This window comes from Neobacillus mesonae, from assembly GCF_001636315.1.
Classification (GTDB): Bacteria; Bacillota; Bacilli; order Bacillales; family Cytobacillaceae; genus Neobacillus; species Neobacillus mesonae.
Map to the genome: position 1 here is coordinate 4736536 of NZ_KV440949.1, position 17455 is coordinate 4753990.

At 39.1% G+C, this 17455-nt stretch carries 18 protein-coding genes; 12 read left to right on the forward strand and 6 right to left on the reverse strand.

Annotation, left to right across the window (positions count from 1 at the left end; genetic code table 11):
* Window positions 1-23: 23 nt before the first annotated feature.
* Window positions 24-641 (reverse strand): YitT family protein, encoded by a 618-nt coding sequence (locus A6749_RS22300; RefSeq protein WP_066396867.1) that lies wholly within the window; start codon window positions 639-641, stop codon window positions 24-26.
* Between the two features lie 418 nt (window positions 642-1059).
* Between A6749_RS22300 and A6749_RS22305 the strand changes: the two genes are divergently transcribed.
* The 3 genes from A6749_RS22305 to htpG all read left to right on the forward strand — a co-directional run bounded on the left by A6749_RS22305 (window position 1060) and on the right by htpG (window position 5535).
* Window positions 1060-2529, forward strand: a complete 1470-nt coding sequence (locus tag A6749_RS22305; RefSeq protein WP_066396876.1) for a PAS domain-containing sensor histidine kinase — start codon at window positions 1060-1062, stop codon at window positions 2527-2529.
* Window positions 2530-2661: 132 nt separating this feature from the next.
* Window positions 2662-3513, forward strand: coding sequence for a 2OG-Fe(II) oxygenase (locus A6749_RS22310; RefSeq protein WP_066396879.1), 852 nt, complete (start codon window positions 2662-2664; stop codon window positions 3511-3513).
* A gap of 141 nt (window positions 3514-3654) precedes the next feature.
* Window positions 3655-5535: a molecular chaperone HtpG gene (gene htpG, locus A6749_RS22315; protein WP_153043080.1), complete on the forward strand. Its 1881-nt coding sequence runs from the start codon at window positions 3655-3657 to the stop codon at window positions 5533-5535.
* Window positions 5536-5611: 76 nt separating this feature from the next.
* Here htpG and A6749_RS22320 read toward each other — a convergent pair whose 3' ends face one another.
* A complete protein-coding gene (locus A6749_RS22320; RefSeq protein ID WP_066396898.1) occupies window positions 5612-6454 on the reverse strand; it encodes an MBL fold metallo-hydrolase in 843 nt (280 codons plus the stop codon).
* A 261-nt stretch (window positions 6455-6715) separates the two neighbouring features.
* Between A6749_RS22320 and A6749_RS22325 the strand changes: the two genes are divergently transcribed.
* Window positions 6716-7558, forward strand: coding sequence for an aldo/keto reductase (locus tag A6749_RS22325; protein ID WP_066396901.1), 843 nt, complete (start codon window positions 6716-6718; stop codon window positions 7556-7558).
* 176 nt (window positions 7559-7734) lie between these two features.
* Window positions 7735-8628: a YitT family protein gene (locus A6749_RS22330; protein ID WP_066396910.1), complete on the forward strand. Its 894-nt coding sequence runs from the start codon at window positions 7735-7737 to the stop codon at window positions 8626-8628.
* 55 nt (window positions 8629-8683) lie between these two features.
* Here A6749_RS22330 and A6749_RS22335 read toward each other — a convergent pair whose 3' ends face one another.
* On the reverse strand, window positions 8684-9919 hold the full coding sequence (locus tag A6749_RS22335) for an MFS transporter (protein ID WP_066396912.1): 1236 nt from the start codon (window positions 9917-9919) through the stop codon (window positions 8684-8686).
* Between the two features lie 25 nt (window positions 9920-9944).
* On the reverse strand, window positions 9945-10400 hold the full coding sequence (locus A6749_RS22340; protein WP_066396920.1) for a CBS domain-containing protein: 456 nt from the start codon (window positions 10398-10400) through the stop codon (window positions 9945-9947).
* Window positions 10401-10596: 196 nt separating this feature from the next.
* On the opposite strand from A6749_RS22340, the gene A6749_RS22345 reads away from it, so the two are divergent.
* The gene (locus A6749_RS22345) at window positions 10597-11022 is read left to right on the forward strand and encodes a MarR family winged helix-turn-helix transcriptional regulator (protein WP_066396931.1); all 426 of its coding nucleotides are present in this window, start codon (window positions 10597-10599) and stop codon (window positions 11020-11022) included.
* 76 nt (window positions 11023-11098) lie between these two features.
* The gene (gene aspA / locus A6749_RS22350) at window positions 11099-12523 is read left to right on the forward strand and encodes an aspartate ammonia-lyase (protein WP_066396938.1); all 1425 of its coding nucleotides are present in this window, start codon (window positions 11099-11101) and stop codon (window positions 12521-12523) included.
* A gap of 36 nt (window positions 12524-12559) precedes the next feature.
* Here the strand turns inward: aspA and A6749_RS22355 are convergent, their stop codons facing one another.
* On the reverse strand, window positions 12560-12895 hold the full coding sequence (locus A6749_RS22355; RefSeq protein ID WP_066396941.1) for a hypothetical protein: 336 nt from the start codon (window positions 12893-12895) through the stop codon (window positions 12560-12562).
* A 267-nt stretch (window positions 12896-13162) separates the two neighbouring features.
* Here A6749_RS22355 and A6749_RS22360 point away from each other — a divergent pair, with 267 nt between their 5' ends.
* The gene (locus A6749_RS22360) at window positions 13163-14137 is read left to right on the forward strand and encodes a VanW family protein (protein ID WP_066401090.1); all 975 of its coding nucleotides are present in this window, start codon (window positions 13163-13165) and stop codon (window positions 14135-14137) included.
* A gap of 70 nt (window positions 14138-14207) precedes the next feature.
* Here A6749_RS22360 and A6749_RS27845 read toward each other — a convergent pair whose 3' ends face one another.
* Window positions 14208-14414, reverse strand: coding sequence for a methionine aminopeptidase (locus tag A6749_RS27845; RefSeq protein ID WP_084797928.1), 207 nt, complete (start codon window positions 14412-14414; stop codon window positions 14208-14210).
* A 184-nt stretch (window positions 14415-14598) separates the two neighbouring features.
* Between A6749_RS27845 and A6749_RS28655 the strand changes: the two genes are divergently transcribed.
* The 4 genes from A6749_RS28655 to A6749_RS22375 all read left to right on the forward strand — a co-directional run bounded on the left by A6749_RS28655 (window position 14599) and on the right by A6749_RS22375 (window position 17411).
* Window positions 14599-14775, forward strand: a complete 177-nt coding sequence (locus A6749_RS28655) for a hypothetical protein (protein ID WP_169809868.1) — start codon at window positions 14599-14601, stop codon at window positions 14773-14775.
* A gap of 135 nt (window positions 14776-14910) precedes the next feature.
* Window positions 14911-15258: a PadR family transcriptional regulator gene (locus tag A6749_RS22365; protein WP_066396957.1), complete on the forward strand. Its 348-nt coding sequence runs from the start codon at window positions 14911-14913 to the stop codon at window positions 15256-15258.
* Window positions 15239-15877, forward strand: coding sequence for an HAAS signaling domain-containing protein (locus A6749_RS22370; protein ID WP_066396959.1), 639 nt, complete (start codon window positions 15239-15241; stop codon window positions 15875-15877). Before A6749_RS22365 ends, A6749_RS22370 begins: the two co-directional genes overlap by 20 nt.
* Before the next feature lie 73 nt (window positions 15878-15950).
* A complete protein-coding gene (locus A6749_RS22375; protein ID WP_066396963.1) occupies window positions 15951-17411 on the forward strand; it encodes a DUF4153 domain-containing protein in 1461 nt (486 codons plus the stop codon).
* The last annotated feature ends 44 nt before the right edge of the window (window positions 17412-17455 follow it).

The window sequence follows — 17455 nt, forward strand, 5'->3', positions numbered from 1 at the left end:
TTAGGATCTTCCTTCTTATATGATTATCTTCTTCTCCAATTTGCGGATAATATTAACAGCCTTTGGAATTTTAACTGATAGATAAAGTCAATAATATTAGTAGAGAAAAATTGGCAAATAATCGCATATATAACAATTCTTTTATCGATGACCAATGCAGTAAATAAAAAAATGAACAAATTAATACCCATCATTACTTTACCGGGGCTCCACCGTTTATAGGAAGCAATCATTAATGCCGGAATGACCATACCTCCGCTGGAGGCCCCGGCACGGATCAATAAACCAACACCAATTCCGAAGAACAGTGCCCCGGCTGCAATATCCACCAATAAATGGACATGTAAATGTGGAACATGTGCAGTTATAAAGGTTACAGTTGTGGAGGTTGTCGCGACCGAAAGAATGGTCCTGAATGTCCATGTATAGCCGAAATATTTTAAGGCAAAAAGCAGAAACATAATATTAGCCAGCCACAAGGAAAATCCGAGTGATAAACCAAACCAATGATTCAGCAATATGGCAAGACCTGCAGCACCTCCGGAAGGAATGGAATGTGGAAATAGAAATAGAGACATGGATATGCCTTGGAGCACTGCGCCAAATAATAAACAGGTGTAGGTGGCCAAAAGTCTTTGCATATTATGGAAAATGAAACCCTATTGAATATTTTAGAATTTTGATGTTCACTTGCTCTTCCTCCCAAGGACGTGCCTTCTTGTCCATATTATGTGGCGGAATGAAAAAATATGTGGGAAAGACTCACGTAGTAAGAATATTAGCCATAATAGGGTAAAATCTGGTTGATAAGATAAATTTGGAAAATAAAAGAAAAATTTTATTGAAAATTAAATCAATTAACAGTAAAATTATATTAGGATAAAAGAAATAATACGTTAATGAAAAATTTGATATTTACGAATAGAAGAATCTGGTAATAACCTGGTGGGATTGGCTAGACAATTTTTAACCTAGGCATGAGTCAAATTAGAAATAGAATATGTCTATCTCTAATTTGGCTTTTTTTAAAAGTATAAAGAAAGGAACTTGTAGAGATAGATGAATAGTTCTATATCAAATATTAAGAGAGAAAAACGGATATTACTGGAAAATTATATAAACGAAAGCCTGGCAAAATACAATCCACTTTTTGCTTGCGATTCGGACGCGATTTTTGTCATGGATTTGGATGGCTTTTTAATCCCATTAAATCCGGCGTGCAGGGAGTTATTTGGATATGAGACCAAGGAATTTGTACAAATGACATATATGAAAGTAGTTTCTCTGGAACATTTGGAGCGAGCATTATCAATCTTTTATAAATCCTTAGAAGGGAAACTGCAGAATTTTGATTGTCAAATCACCCGAAAAGATGGGGAAATCCTTGATGTAAACATTACGAATTATCCAATCCTGATTAATGATGAGATCGCTGGTGTCTATGGCGTGGCTAAAAACATCACGGAAATCAAACAAAAACGAAAACTATTTATTGAAGAAATACGCCATCGTGAGGAAACATACAGAGAGATTGTCGAACATTCTCCTGATGCGGTAATTATTGTAAAGGAGAACAAGATTCTATTTGCGAATGATACTGCTGTATGTTTATTTGGTGCGGTAAGCAAGGATGAATTAATCGGAATGGATGTGATGGGTTTTCTGCATCCTTCTTATTTGGAGATTGCAATTAAGCGAATCCGGGAAGTTGAAAACGGTCATCCGGTTGATTTTATCGAAGAAAAGATTATTCGGATTGATGGGAAAATAATCGAAGTGGAAGTCAAATCGATCCCCACTATCTTTCAGAATAATCCAGCCAGGCATATAATTGTCAGGGATATAACGGAAAAGAAGAGAACACAACAACTGCTATTGGAATCCGAAAAATTAACGGCAGCAGGGCAGCTTGCGGCGGGAATTGCTCATGAAATCCGCAATCCGTTAACAGCGATCAAAGGCTTTCTACAATTGATGGAGAATAATGATCAAAATAATCGTTCCTATCTTGAGATTATAAATGCGGAAATGAATCGAATTGAACTTATTTTAAGCGAATTATTGGTCCTCGCAAAACCGCAGGAATTGAAGTTTGAAAAAACATGCTTGATTACGATTTTAGAGCATGTTAAGGCGCTAATCGATACACAAGCAAATTTAAATAATATCAAAGTATACATTCAATACTTATCCGATATACCTGAAATCTGCTGCGATGAAAATCAATTAAAGCAAGTATTTATTAATTTTCTCAAAAACTCTATTGAAGCAATGCCAAATGGCGGTGAAATAACGATTAACGTGGAAAGACTAGAAGCGAATTCGATACAAATTTGTTTTATTGACCAAGGCTGCGGTATCCCAGAGGATGATTTACAACGAATCGGCCAGCCGTTTTTTTCAACAAAAGAAGGCGGTACCGGGTTAGGACTGATGATTAGTAAGCAAATCATTGAAAACCATCATGGCCGTTTCCAAATTTCCAGTGACCATACTGGAACAATAATTAAGATAACATTCCCATTATAATTATTGACGGACAGGAAGATAACTGTTCGCTTTTTTTTTTCAATTTAGCAAAACGGAATAATCATCCATAGCTATGATCCTGCCAAATTATGATAAAATATTGTCAAACGGATGAATGAAGAGGGGATTATAATGGAAAAGATTGCCCATATCTCAAATGAATTAAAAGACTGGATCTTAAATACCCTCAAAACGGGTGTTAATCCCGAAGCAATTGCCAGCGCGATGATTAAAAAAGGCTTTGATCCGGTGTTTGCTTATAAAACATTGCTTAATCTAGTGAATAATAAGCCTGTTGAAACCGTGGTAAGAGAGCAGCGCCCCTTTAGGTATGAGGTGCCGGAAATAGCCAAAACAGGCAGCGTAATATCCACTTCGGACCGTGAAATAAAAGTGCTGATGAGGATTGAAAAACCGTTCATTCTTTATTTGGATAATGTATTAAGTCATGAGGAATGTGATATTTTAATAGAAATGTCTAGAAAACGGTTAAAGCCATCCAAGGTGGTTGATTCTGTTACTGGCGAAATTAAGGCAGCAGCTGGCAGGACAAGCTCCGGAACCTATTATCAACTAAGTGAGGCGCCATTAATTGGTACGATTGAAGGAAGAATCATGCAATTAACCAATTTCCCAATCGAAAATGGGGAAGGGCTGCAAGTGTTACATTATAAAGTAGGCGAGGAATATAAACCACATTTTGATTATTTTCCTGAAAACAAAATTCAAGCGAGCACCGGTGGACAGCGTATTGCGACGGTTTTAATGTATTTAAACGACGTTCCGGAGGGCGGAGAAACAATATTTCCAAAGGTTGGGGTATCTGTCACTCCGAAGAAGGGATCAGCGGTGTTCTTCCACTACGGGAACAGTCAAGGACAAGTTGACCGGTTGTCGCTGCACAGCAGTATTCCGGTTGTTGACGGAGAAAAATGGGTCGCAACGAAATGGCTGCGTGAGAGTGAAATCTTAGAAAGATTTTAACTCCATGTATTGACTCGGACTGGATTTTATGATAATAAATAATTGTTAGCACTCTTGTCTTGAGAGTGCTAATTGTTTGCTTAACAGGCATTTATACGATTATAATAACATTGTCAAAATGGAAGGAGAGATAGGATCATGGTGGAAACAAAGCAATTTAAGGCAGAATCTAAAAGAATTTTGGACATGATGATTCATTCTATTTACACACATCACGAGATCTTTTTACGAGAATTGATTTCAAATGCCAGTGATGCGATTGATAAAATTTACTATAAGGCATTAACAGATGAAGCATTAACTTTTGATAAAGACAGTTATTACATAAAAGTGGCCGCTGATAAAGAAAACAGAACACTAAAGATTATCGATACCGGGATTGGGATGACTAAAGAAGAGATGGAAAATAATCTTGGCACGATTGCCAAGAGCGGTTCTTTAGCATTTAAGTCCGAAAATGAACTGAAAGACGGGTATGATATCATTGGTCAATTTGGTGTGGGCTTCTATTCTGCCTTTATGGTGGCGGATACAGTTACGGTCATCAGTAAAGCATTGGGCAGTAACGAAGCCTATAAATGGGAGTCAGAGGGTGCTGATGGCTATACAATTGCACCATGCGAAAAGGATTCCGTCGGAACAGAAATTATTTTAACAATCAAAGAAAATACTGAAGATGAAAATTATGATGAATTCCTTGAGGAGTACCGTTTAAAGTCGATTATCAAAAAGTATTCTGACTTCATTCGCTATCCAATTAAAATGGATGTCACTTCCAGAAAGCTAAAAGAAGGCAGCGAGAATGAATACGAGGATGTACTCGAAGAACAAGTCATCAACAGCATGGTGCCAATCTGGCGCAAAAACAAACAAGAACTGACCCAGGAAGATTATGATAACTTTTACGCGGAAAAGCGGTACGGTTTTGACAAGCCGCTTAAATCTATTCATATCAGTGTGGATGGTGCGGTAAGATATAATGCGATTCTTTATATTCCGGAAAAGATCCCATTTGACTATTATTCGAAGGAGTATGAGAAGGGGCTCGAGCTTTATTCCAGCGGTGTATTAATCATGAATAAATGCGCCGACCTGCTTCCTGACTACTTCAGCTTTGTGAAAGGGATGGTCGATTCTGAAGATTTATCCTTAAATATTTCGAGGGAAATGCTGCAGCATGACCGCCAGTTAAAGCTGATTGCTAAAAATATAAATAAGAAAATTAAGAGCGACCTGCAAAGCCTGTTAAAAAACGAACGTGATCAGTATGTGGAATTCTATAACTCTTTTGGCAGACAATTAAAGTTCGGGGTGTATAGTGACTTCGGAACACATAAAGAAGAGTTACAGGATCTGTTAATGTTCTATTCTTCTAAAGAGAAGAAGCTGGTAACATTAGATGAATACGTGTCAAGAATGCCGGAGGAGCAAAAGTATATTTACTATGCTGTCGGAGACACAAATGAAAGAATTGAAAAGCTTCCGCAAACTGAGTTAGTGGCGGATAAAGGTTACGAGATTCTTTATTTCACCGATGATATTGACGAATTTGCGATTAAAATGATTATGAGCTATAAAGAAAAAGAATTTAAGTCAGTATCAAGTGGAGACCTAGGCATTGAGGCTGATGAAAGCGGCAAGGAAACTGCCGCCGAAGAAGCAGAGAATAAAGATTTGTTTGAAGCAATGAAGGAGGCCCTTGGTGACAAAGTAAAGGCTATCCGAGTTTCCAAACGATTGAAATCCCATCCAGTATGTTTAACCGCTGACGGGGAAGTCTCTATTGAAATGGAAAAAGTCCTGAATGCAATGCCAAATAACCAGAACGTAAAGGCAGACAAAGTATTGGAAATAAACGTAAACCACGAAGTATTCCAATCACTAAAAGAAGCATTCGCAAACGACAAAGAAAAGCTGGCACTATACACCAGCCTCCTATACAATCAAGCACTGCTAATCGAAGGTCTCCCAATCGAAGACCCAGTCGAATTCACCAACAACATCTGCAAGGTGATGGTGTAATAAAACGTAAATAGGTGTCAGGCACCATGTGAAAAATTCACATGGTGCCTGACACCGTTCTATTTTTATCAAATAATCAAATATATTTTCCATAGTCCGGTATAGCTAGTTTGTCAAAATTGTCTACCAGGTTTTTTAATCCAGAGGTCAGTGGCTCACCGGATATTGGGGCTCCATGTCCTGTTACGGCGGAGGAGGGTTGTAGGTTCTGGAGTTTTTTTACTGATTCCCACGCAGCCTGCCAATCGGTTGTAAGGTATCTTGGCGGCCCGTTAATTTCCTCCTGCTGCGTTAACACTTTATATAAAGAATCTTGTCTGACCGTAATAAATGCATCTCCGGCAATTAACATTCGATCTTCCTCTCTAAAGAAGGAAACATGTCCTGGAGAATGCCCTGGCGTATGAATCCAGCGGAAACCCGGCAGCTCTGGGCAGCTCCCATCTGAAGGGAGCGGTTGAACGGATGTTCCCAAATTAATTGGCTCATTAGGGAACATCGGCGACATTTTCGCTACCATACCACCCTCGACTGTTGAATCGGGCTCCGGATACCTTGTTTTTCCTGTCAGAAACGGCATCTCCAGTTCATGAGCATAGACAGGAACCTGCCAATGTTTAATTAACTCAATAATCGCTCCTATATGATCAAAATGTCCATGTGTTAGAATGATTGCCTTCGGACGGCTCCCAGGTCCATATCTTTCTTCCGTCAAAGTAATAATATCATCAGCTGAACCAGGCATTCCAGCATCAATTAAGACAAACTCATCCGAGTCTGGTTCTCCTATTAAACAGATATTGACAATTTGTATTGTATGGCAATATACATCTGGTGCAACGGTTATCCCTACACCGCTACTGATCGAGGTAGCAGGTATAAATTTATAGTCACTCCCATAAGACAGCTCTTCATCCATTAGTTACACTCCTTTTTAAAAAGCATTTGTGTAAGGAATAGTTTACCCCGAATAGTTTTTGAATATTCCACTCCAAGTGATAGATTAGTAAGATTTCCACTTTTAGATAATAAGGAATTCAGAGAATTTGAGTTACACAATATAAACAAAAGCACTCATTTAATAGGGTGCTAATTGTACTTTTTTGAATGTTATTTATTGGATAGTTGAAAAATTTTGCTGTACTATTAATATAGGCGGAAAAAGAAAGGGGTTATAAAGATGTCTAAAAGTTTAACCGATACAACCACATTACATAACGGTGTAAAAATGCCTTGGTTTGGGCTTGGGGTTTTTAAAGTCCAGGAGGGTTCTGAAGTAATTGAATCCGTAAAAGCCGCGATTAAAAACGGCTATCGCAGCATCGATACTGCTGCCGTATATAAAAATGAAGAAGGTGTAGGAAAAGGGATTCTGGAATCAGGAGTCCCAAGAGAAGAATTGTTCATCACTTCAAAGGTGTGGAATTCTGACCAAGGCTATGAATCAACCCTCGATGCTTTTGAAACTAGCTTAAAGAAACTTGGTTTAGACTATTTAGACTTATACCTAATTCACTGGCCAGGGAAAAATAAATTTAATGAGACATGGAAGGCTCTTGAAAAGCTTTATAAGGATGGCCGTGTCCGTGCAATTGGTGTAAGTAACTTCAAGGTTCACCATTTGGAAGAACTGATCAAGGATTGCGAAATTAAGCCAATGGTTAATCAAGTGGAATATCATCCGCATTTGACTCAAAAAGAACTGCTTGCATTCTGTCAAAAAGAAGGGATCCAGCTTGAGGCATGGTCACCGCTGAAGCAAGGTCAAATTCTATTAGATCCAGTTATTAATCAGCTTGCTGAAAAATATGGAAAATCAGCTGCCCAAATTGTTTTGCGTTGGGATTTACAATCCAAAGTTGTGACAATTCCAAAATCAATTAAAGAGCAGAGAATCATCGAAAATGCCAACATTTTTGATTTTGAATTGACAGCCGAAGAAATGCAAACCATTGATGGTTTAAATAAAGATGAGCGGGTCGGCCCGGATCCGGATGATTTTATGAATGGATTTACCGAGTAGGAAAGGTCTTTTTAAAACTAGCGAACAGTTCATGCTGTTCGCTGTTTTTCGTGGTGAAACATGAACTGTAGTTCATGTTTATTTAAAAAAATGTTATAATGTCATTATGGACAAATAATAAATGATGAAATTTACAAACTAAGTTTCTGCAGAGAAAAAACATAAAGGGTGATCTTGTGACAGAACAAACCGATCAATTAATTGCAACCATTCAACATCGTAAGCTGCCGCGAACAAAGATTATACTCCGTATCATTGGCATCACAATCGGTGCTATTTTAATGGCGACGGGGTTAGAAATTTTCTTAGTCCCCAATAACGTTGTTGATGGCGGGATTACTGGTATTTCGATCATGATCTCTTATATTTCAGGCTGGAAATTAGGGATCTTCCTCTTCCTCTTAAATATGCCATTTGTTTATTTAGGCTACAAACAAATGGGCAAAACTTTCGCTTTTTCTACTGTTTACGGAATTATTATTTTATCGATTTTTACAGCTGTTTTTCATCCAATTCCACCATTTACAGATGATATCCTTCTTGCCACAGTGTTTGGCGGCATGATTCTAGGCATTGGGGTAGGTATGGTGATCCGTAATGGCGGGGCCTTGGATGGGACGGAAATTTTGGCGATTGTAATTAACAATAAGGTGCCATTTTCAGTCGGCCAAATCATTGTGATTATGAACATCTTTATTTTAGGTGCTGCCGGATTCGTCTTCAGCTGGGACAGGGCGATGTATTCACTTCTTGCCTACGTTATTGCCTCAAAGGCCATTGATGGGGTAGTTGCTGGATTAGAAGGCTCTAAATCTGTTTGGATCATTAGTGATGTTGCCGAAGAAATAGGGGAAGCAGTTAATGCCCGGCTGGGAAGGGGAGTGACGTACCTGCAAGGAGAAGGTGCCTACACTGGGGATAACAAAAAGGTTATTTTCAGTATTATTACCCGCTTGGAAGAATCAAAACTGACGACAATTGTTGAAGAAATTGATCCATCTGCCTTTTTAGCGATAGCTGATATTTCGGAAGTACGCGGCGGCCGTTTTAAAAAGAAAGGGATTCATTAGCATGAAAGCATAAACAAAAAAGGGGCTTTGTCTTTTCGACATAGCCCCTGATCTATTAATGTCCGGCACCAGCTTCATCGACATGCTGGATATGTCGGGTATTGAACCAAATAAATATAACGGCTAGAAGTACAAATCCAGCTCCAGTAATGAATGGAACAGAAGGATTATAGATTTCTGCCAGCCTGCCGGCGAAATATGGAGCAATTGCACCGCCAATGAACCGCAAGAAGCTGTAGGCGGCAGAAGCGGTTGAACGCTCAACAGGTGCTGAGTTCATAACAGCGGTGGTAATTAATGTATTGTTATTTCCCAATAATGCTCCCGCCGCGATAACGGAAACAATAATGACCCATTGAGTCTGAGTCCAAATACCCATGGCCAACAGGACTAAAGCAAATAAAATCAGCATCGCGCACATCGATTTAATTGTACCAAATCGTTCTTGAAGTTTCGGTGCCATGAAGACAGAGGTAAAGGCTAATAGAATCCCCCATCCAAGGAAGACAAAGCCCAAACCATGTTCATCTAATCCCATGACAAATGGTGCATAGGCAAGCAGGGTAAAGAAGCCGAAGTTATAAAGTGCCGCAGCAATTCCAAATACTAATAAAGAACGATGTTTTAAAGCTCGAAAAGGATCCAGCAAGGATGTTTTAACCTGATTTTTATTTTGATTTTCCGTTTTTGGCATTAACAGTAATAATCCGAAAAAGGCAACAACCATTAATGCTGCGACCCCTAAAAATGGTCCTCTCCATGACATGGCGCCTAACCATCCGCCAAGTAGCGGGCCAACAGAGATTCCAAGGCCAATTGCCGCTTCATACAGAATAATTGCTTTGGCGGTTCCGCCGGTTGAAAGTGAAACAATCGCTGCTAAAGCAGTAGCCACGAACAGAGCGTTACCGAGCCCCCAGCCCCCGCGGAGACCGACAAGCGCCCAAATCCCATTTGATAATCCGCCTAAAGCCGAAAATACAGCGATGATGATAATACCTGTGATTAACGTCCATTTAATCCCAAGTCTTGATGATATCATCCCCGTAATTAGCATAGCTACAGCCATGACCGCATTATAGCTCGTAAAAAGCAAGGTTACTTGGCTTTGGGAGGCATGCAATTGTTTGGCAATTGCCGGTAAAATCGGGTCAACCAGCCCTAATCCCATAAAGGCAATAATACAAGCAAAAAAAACGGCCCAAACAGATCTGGGCTGATTTAGAATACTTGATTTTGCTGCTGTCAATTCATTTGCTGATGATGTGATAGATTGTGATGATGCTGCCATTCTCATTTCCCCTTTTTTTTATTTTTTATAATAAATTTTTGAAGCTATTTCTGATGACATCCCCTCGGCTAATAATTCCTACTAATACACCATTACGCTCCACTGGTACTTTTTTTATCTGTTTTTTCCCTAAAATAGCCGCAATGTTTTCAATAGGTTCATTCCAAGGAACCCGAAATACTTTTCGTTTCGCAATCTCGAGAACATTCAATTGGAGGAGGCGCTGCTCTCTTTCTTCAAATTCTTCCTGATCCCCTTTAATGACAAATGCGTAGTAAAAATTATCCACAACCCGATCCTCATGCTTCCCTATATATCGCATAATATCGCCATCGCTGATAAAGCCAACAATTTCATTTCTGTCGTTCACTACGGGAAGACCGCTAATTCGATGGTCGATGAATTTTTCAATTACAAATCGGACTGTGTCGTTTTCTTTAACTTTATGAACTTGATGAACCATAATTTCGTGAGCTAGCATGATGGCCTCCTTTGATAACTGTGGATATAAATGGGATTAGTTGTATTAGGAAACTATATATTTGTATTATACAACTATTTTTTCTATCGTCAATAGTGTTTATCATTTTTTAAAAAATTATGCCAAAATACCAAAGCAAACATGGTTGTGATATGATGTTTATAGGAAATAAGCAATATGTGAGGAAGTTATAGCGATGGATAATTCTTTAGAGATGATTGAACTAGAAATGGCCATTCTTATTCGACGAATTACATCAGCAACCGGAAATAAGAAAATTGGAAAATTGGATCGCTCTGCTTATTTGATTCTTCATCAAATTGCGACAAATGGAGCAGCAGGAGTAAAGATGCTGGCTGGCGAATTTCAATTGGATATCTCCACGGTCAGCAGGCAGGCAGCCGCTTTGGAGCATAAAGGCTATCTGTATAAAATTCCCGATCCAACTGATGGAAGGGCCTACCACTTTCAAATTACTGAATTAGGCTTGAAGGAATTAAAGGAAGATAAGCAGGCACGAATGGAAAGAGTTGCAGAGGTAACCAAGGATTGGCCCGAAGAAGAACGGGAAATATTTGGTAAACTTTTAAGAAAATTTAACCATGCGGCAATATCAATATAAAAGGGATTTCATTTTCCTGTCTTTTTAGGTACTATTATTATGGTATGAATAATATTAGGGTGAGGAGTATCAGCACATGATAACGGATACAAAAAGAATTGAAAAAGATTTCTTGGGTGAAAAGGAAATACCGGCTGAAGTTTATTATGGAATTCAAACATTAAGAGCAGTCGAAAATTTTCCGATTACGGGGTATCGTATTCATGAAGAATTAATTAAGGCTCTAGCAGTGGTGAAGAAAGCGGCTGCCATTGCCAATATGAATACAACGCGCTTATATAGCGGGCTTGCCGAAGCGATTGTCCAAGCAGCCGATGAGATTTTGCAGGATAAGTGGCATGACCAATTTATCGTCGATCCAATCCAAGGCGGCGCAGGCACCTCAATGAATATGAATGCCAATGAAGTCATTGCCAATCGCGCGCTTGAAATCCTGGGTCATGAAAAAGGGGATTATTTTCATTTAAGTCCAAATAGTCATGTGAATATGTCACAATCTACAAATGACGTATTTCCAACAGCGATTCATATTGCTACACTTAAGCTTTTGGAAAGACTGCTTGAAACAATGGAATATATGCATAAAGTATTCAAGGATAAAGCAAAGCAGTTTGAGAAGGTCATCAAAATGGGCCGGACCCATCTTCAGGATGCAGTGCCGATTCGGCTTGGTCAAGAGTTTGAGGCCTACTCTAGAGTCATTGAACGTGATATGAAGCGTATTAAGCAATCACGTGAGCATCTATATGAAGTAAATATGGGAGCAACAGCAGTAGGTACAGGATTAAATGCTGACCCGAAATATATTGAGGATGTAGTCAAGGAGCTAGCTAATATTAGCGGACTGCCGCTGGTAAATGCGGAACATCTTGTGGATGCCACGCAAAATACCGATGCTTACACCGAAGTGTCTGCAGCCTTAAAAGTATGTATGATGAATATGTCCAAAATTGCCAACGACCTGCGTTTGATGGCTTCGGGACCACGTGCCGGGTTAGCTGAGATTTTCCTGCCTGCACGTCAGCCTGGTTCTTCAATTATGCCTGGGAAAGTAAATCCAGTCATGCCTGAGTTAATTAACCAAATCGCATTCCAAGTAATCGGCAATGACCATACGATTTGTTTAGCTTCTGAAGCGGGACAGCTTGAGTTAAACGTTATGGAACCGGTGCTAGTCTTTAATTTGCTGCAATCAATCAGCATAATGAATAATGGTTTCCGTTCCTTTACCGATTATTGTCTTGCTGGTATTGAGGCAAACGAGGCACGTTTAAAAGACTACGTGGAGAAAAGTGTCGGCATCATTACTGCCGTTAATCCGCATTTAGGCTATGAAGTGGCAGCAAGAATTGCAAGAGAAGCGATTACAAGCGGCAAGTCCGTTCGCGAATTATGCTTGCAGCATGATGTATTGACAGAAGAAGAACTTGATCTAATTTTAAATGTTTATGAAATGACAAAGCCGGGAATTTCTGGTTCTGAACTTTTGGACAGAGATTAATAAGATGAGGATAAGCGTGCATTTTTGCACGCTTTTTTACTTTTTGTCTTTTTCCTTTGGCTGGTCGCGCAGTGTCCGATAAATTTGAGTATATAAACTGTTTTCAACAATATTTTCTAGAAAAAATGGACCGATCAGTTCTAAGTATTCTTCATCATCAAACATTTTTTTGTTTTGCAATTCCATTTCCGCTAACCCATCATAAGTGGAAAGCAGTGCATATGTATGATCCTTGCCGGAAATAGGTGTTAAGATTTCTACCTGATGACTATAATTTTCTATTCGAAATTTTTTTATTTCTCTTAAATTCTCAATTCCCTCTTTGAATTTTTCCTGCTTAATGATGAATGTTTGATACACGATGACAGACAAACAAATTACCTCCACATGATTAAAAAGTTACTATATAATATGGTTTTATTCTGCGAATTTATACGAAATAAACCGAAAGAAAAATGAGGATTTTTTCCTATATTAATTAATGGTTTTTTACATTTTGGAATAGTAGAATAAGAAACTAGGGAATTATAAAATAGTTTGCACGGGACAGTGATGAAGATAGGATAGATTAGGAGATTGTTTGTAACAATTTTAATAGGAAAAACGTCTAGAAATATAAAAAGGGAAAAGTGGGGAAAAATGAAAAGGTTAAAAGGGGTACTGATACTTTTTTTGGCGGGAAGCATATTAGGGGCGGCTGGGTGTTCGGAAAATAACCTGCAGCAAAAAGAAGCAAAAGCAAGTGAAACAGCACATATAAAAGCGGTTAAGAAAAAAGTAGAGAAGCCTGTGTGGGTCCGTATCATCGATCCTGAAACGAAAAAGGAAATAAAATCCATTATCCCAAAGGATTATGGATTTGGAACGGATGATGACAAATATAAGGCCGCGATAGCTGAGTGGGCTAGAGAAATGGCTCGAGGCACGAATGAAACCCCTGGATATGATAAGCGGATGATTCTCGATAAACTAAAAGCGGATGGACAGGTCATAAAAGGCTCTCCACAGACTATTTTGGAAGAACAAGAGCTAATCGAAAAGGTACTCCAGGCATCCGTTAAGGGTGGTGATGTTGAGGTACCGCTATATGTTTCTGACAGCGGCTATAGCCGTGATGAAGCGTCACAGTTAAATGAAGTGGTTGTTGCTTCCTTTACGACTTACTTTAACAACGGTGTAACCGGGAGAACAACCAATATCGCTTTGTCTGCACAGGCCATTAATAATACGATAATTGGTAAAGACGACCCATTTTCCTTTAACACTACGGTCGGTCCGAGCGATGCGAACCATGGCTATCAAAAGGCACCGGAAGCCCTTAATGGAAAGTTAGTAGAAGGAATCGGCGGGGGCATATGCCAGACTTCCTCTACGTTATATAATGCGATTGACCAATTAGCTGTCAGCTATATTGAGAAACATCACCATTCACTACATGTTGGCTACGTTCCAAAAGGCAGAGATGCCACAGTGTCCTATGGCGGGAAGGATTTTCGTTTCAAGAATACAACCGGGGTGCCGCTCCTGTTGAAGGCATACATGGGAAACGGAAGTTTAACCGTTGAGGTTAGAACCTCCCGTGCTTATCAAACGCTTATAAAAAAAGCACTATAAGTATGAAATCCCCTTATTGATTCCTTTAATGTGGAATTAATAAGGGGATTTTCATTTTATTAAAATAGAATTATCTCATCTCTTCCCAGTCGCTAAAGGTGCCGCTTCCTTGACAGCCCGGACAGTCAAATGAGTTAAAGTATGCAAATTCATTATAGGGATAAACAGTATAGCCGCGTCCTTGGCAGTCAGGACACTTGCCCTGGTCCTTCATATTGGAAAGATGGGTTTGATACCTTGATTCTCTCCACTGATTAAATGAGCTGAGCAGTCCCATTTTTTTCACCTCATTGGATCAATTTTCTTATAGTATGGGGGAAAAATGGAAGATTTATGCTTATTCTCAAAGAAAAATACTATTATGTAATAATAATTTTATGTAAAAACAGTAAAATCTGTGAGTAATTTTGCTATTGTGATGCAGTATAAATAACAAAATAATTATTGAAGAGGTGACCAGCATGGCAAAATGGAACGAACAAGCAGCACCAAACAACAACCTTTCTCCCAAAACAATCAAAACAGGAAACCTTCTAGGAAAACACGAATTTTCAGAAGAACTATCCGACGGCGGCGAACGTAACCAATATATAGAGGAGCAAGGGGACGGTTCTTCTGCCTCATCGAAGAATACTTAAGGTGCCAGGCACCAATAAAAAAGCGGCGACTTGAATGAATTTCGCCGCTTTTTTATTTTTTGAAGAAGTACTTTACAAATGGTGGTTTCCAATGTAGAATTTCTATGTACCTAATAAGTCTAGGTAGGTGATAAAATGTTTAATCGTGAATTGGTAAAGGGAAGCACGTCTTTAATCTTATTGCAGTTATTAAACGAAAGGGATATGTACGGCTATGAGCTGGTGAAGGAGCTCGAGCAGCGAAGTGACAATGGCTTAAGTGTCAAAGAGGGGACCTTGTACCCTGCGCTCCACAAGCTTGAAAAACAGGAGTACATCGAATGCTACTGGCAGGAACAGGAAAAGGGCCCAGCACGAAAATATTATAAAATTACTGACGCTGGAAAAGAGCTGCTTGGTGAAAAAACGCGCGAATGGCAGGATTTTGTTAAAGTGATGAACAAGGTGATTGGGAGATCGAAGCGTGGAACAGCCGAAGAATAGATTTTTAAGTGAACTAGCTGATGGTTTAGGGGATCATCCTGATAAAGAAAATATTCTTCGCGAATATGAGGCACATATTGAGGAAATTCTGCTGGAGTCTTTTGATTGTAAAAGTGAAGAAGAGGTCGCTGAGCGAATTTTGACTCGGCTGGGAAGCCCGGAGGAAATTGCCGGCCTTTGGCAAGAAGAGCTTTCAGTGACACCGAGTAATATGAAGTGGCTGTTTATCCTATTGAATATTGTGTTTTTCTTGGGAGGAAGCTTCCTGACATTAGCGCATAATCTTTTTCATTGGGATTGGCTTGCAGCGGTCTGGAGCAGCCTAACAGCGATTCCTACCATTATAGCCTTTGTTTACATGTTCTTTTGGGCATTATTAGGCTATGAAATTGGTAAAGGGTTCGGTCATGGCGGGCGGAAGCTGCTTCGAAAAACGTTTTTACTTTCGCTCATACCAAACCTAATCTTAATGCTCCTGACGGTATTTCGGGTTATCCCGCATTCCTGGTTTGCACCATTATTAACAAAGGAATTTATTACGGTCTGTATTATTTTTACCATTTTTCTTTATCCCATCAGTGTTCTAGGCTATCGCTGGGGGAGGAAAGCCTCAATTTGAGCGCTTTTTTTTACCAATATACCTAGTAAAACTATATATATAGAAAATCTACTTAAAGGTGAGGTTCAATACAATGGAAATAAAAATTAGCAAATCAGATTGGTTGTTTTTGTTTACCTGCTTACTCCTTGGGATAGTTGCGGAGGAATCATTTTTCCGCAGCGAAATCGGCATTTCGTACATGGTATTTATTTTCGGCTTTTATGCCGTGTTCTTTTTCCGGTACCGCCGCTTTTCATTTACCCATCAGCGAATAGGTTATCTAATCCTCTGCACTATTTGGCTCTTAGCGGCAGGTTTTTTTCTTAATGACAACGTTCTGTTTCATTTATTAAATATTTTAGTTATACCTGGTTTAGTTATTTTTCATTTAGTTTTAGTCACAAGCCCGAAAAATTCCCGCTGGGCACAGCCGCTATTTGTATTGTATCTATTTTCTAGGATTTTTGAAATGTTTAAATATAATACAGGGTTTGCCAGGGCAGCGAGCAAGAGATTGAAGCAGGGGAGAGACGAGGATAAATTGCTTGTGTGGAAAAAGATTGCTCTTGGAATTGCTATTTCTTTACCTGTGTTAATCATTGTCCTGACCTTGCTTATGTCGGCAGATTCACAGTTTGAACGGATTATTGGCGGAATTCCGGATTGGTTCCGCGTTATAGATGCTGAAAGTTTTATCCGTTTAATCATCATTCTCATTTATACTTCGGCATTTTTCGGATTTATGCAAGTGCTTTTTCATAAACAAATACAAGTAATCCAACAAGAGGTAAAAGAGAGTGCGGGAGTTCTCGATGCTATCATTACCATTACGGTTCTTGTTTTAATCAATGCTGTATATGTTCTGTTTACGATGGTGCAGTTTAAATATTTTTTTGGCGGGCAGCTGCAGGGCGATTTTACGTATGCTGAATATGCGAGGAAAGGGTTTTTTGAACTTTTGTTTGTGACGCTGATCAATCTGTCAATATTGGTGGCAGCATTAACCTTGGTTCGGTTTACCTCTAAAACAATCAAGCGCTTGACGCAAAGTCTGCTGACCATTCTTGTGCTTGTCAGTTCGGTTATGTTGTGCTCAGCCTTCTTGAGGTTAAGTATGTATGAAGATGCTTATGGCTTCACGCTCACAAGAGTCCTTGCCCATACGTTTATGGTCTTTTTGGCGGTGATTTTCACGTATACGCTGGTAAAAATTTGGTTTGAAAAGCTGTCATTGTTTCATTTTTACTTTATTGCCTCGTTGCTCTTTTACACAGCGGTTACTGTTTTGGATGTCAATCAAATCGTTGTTGGAGAAAACATCCAACGATTTGAAAAAACAGGCAAAATTGATGTGCAATATTTAAATAGTTTAAGTTATACGGGTGTATTAGGTTTAATTGAGTTGTATGAAAAAAATAAAAGTATCCCGGGATTACAAACCGTTTTACAAGAGAATAAAGAGGAGAAACTTTCATCGGAGTATCCTTGGCAGTCTTATAATTTACAACGGGAACGGGCCATTAAGGCGTTGAAAAAGCTAGATTTAAACTAGGCAGTTCATTGGAAAAAGTAAAAAAGAGACAGGGCTGTATACAG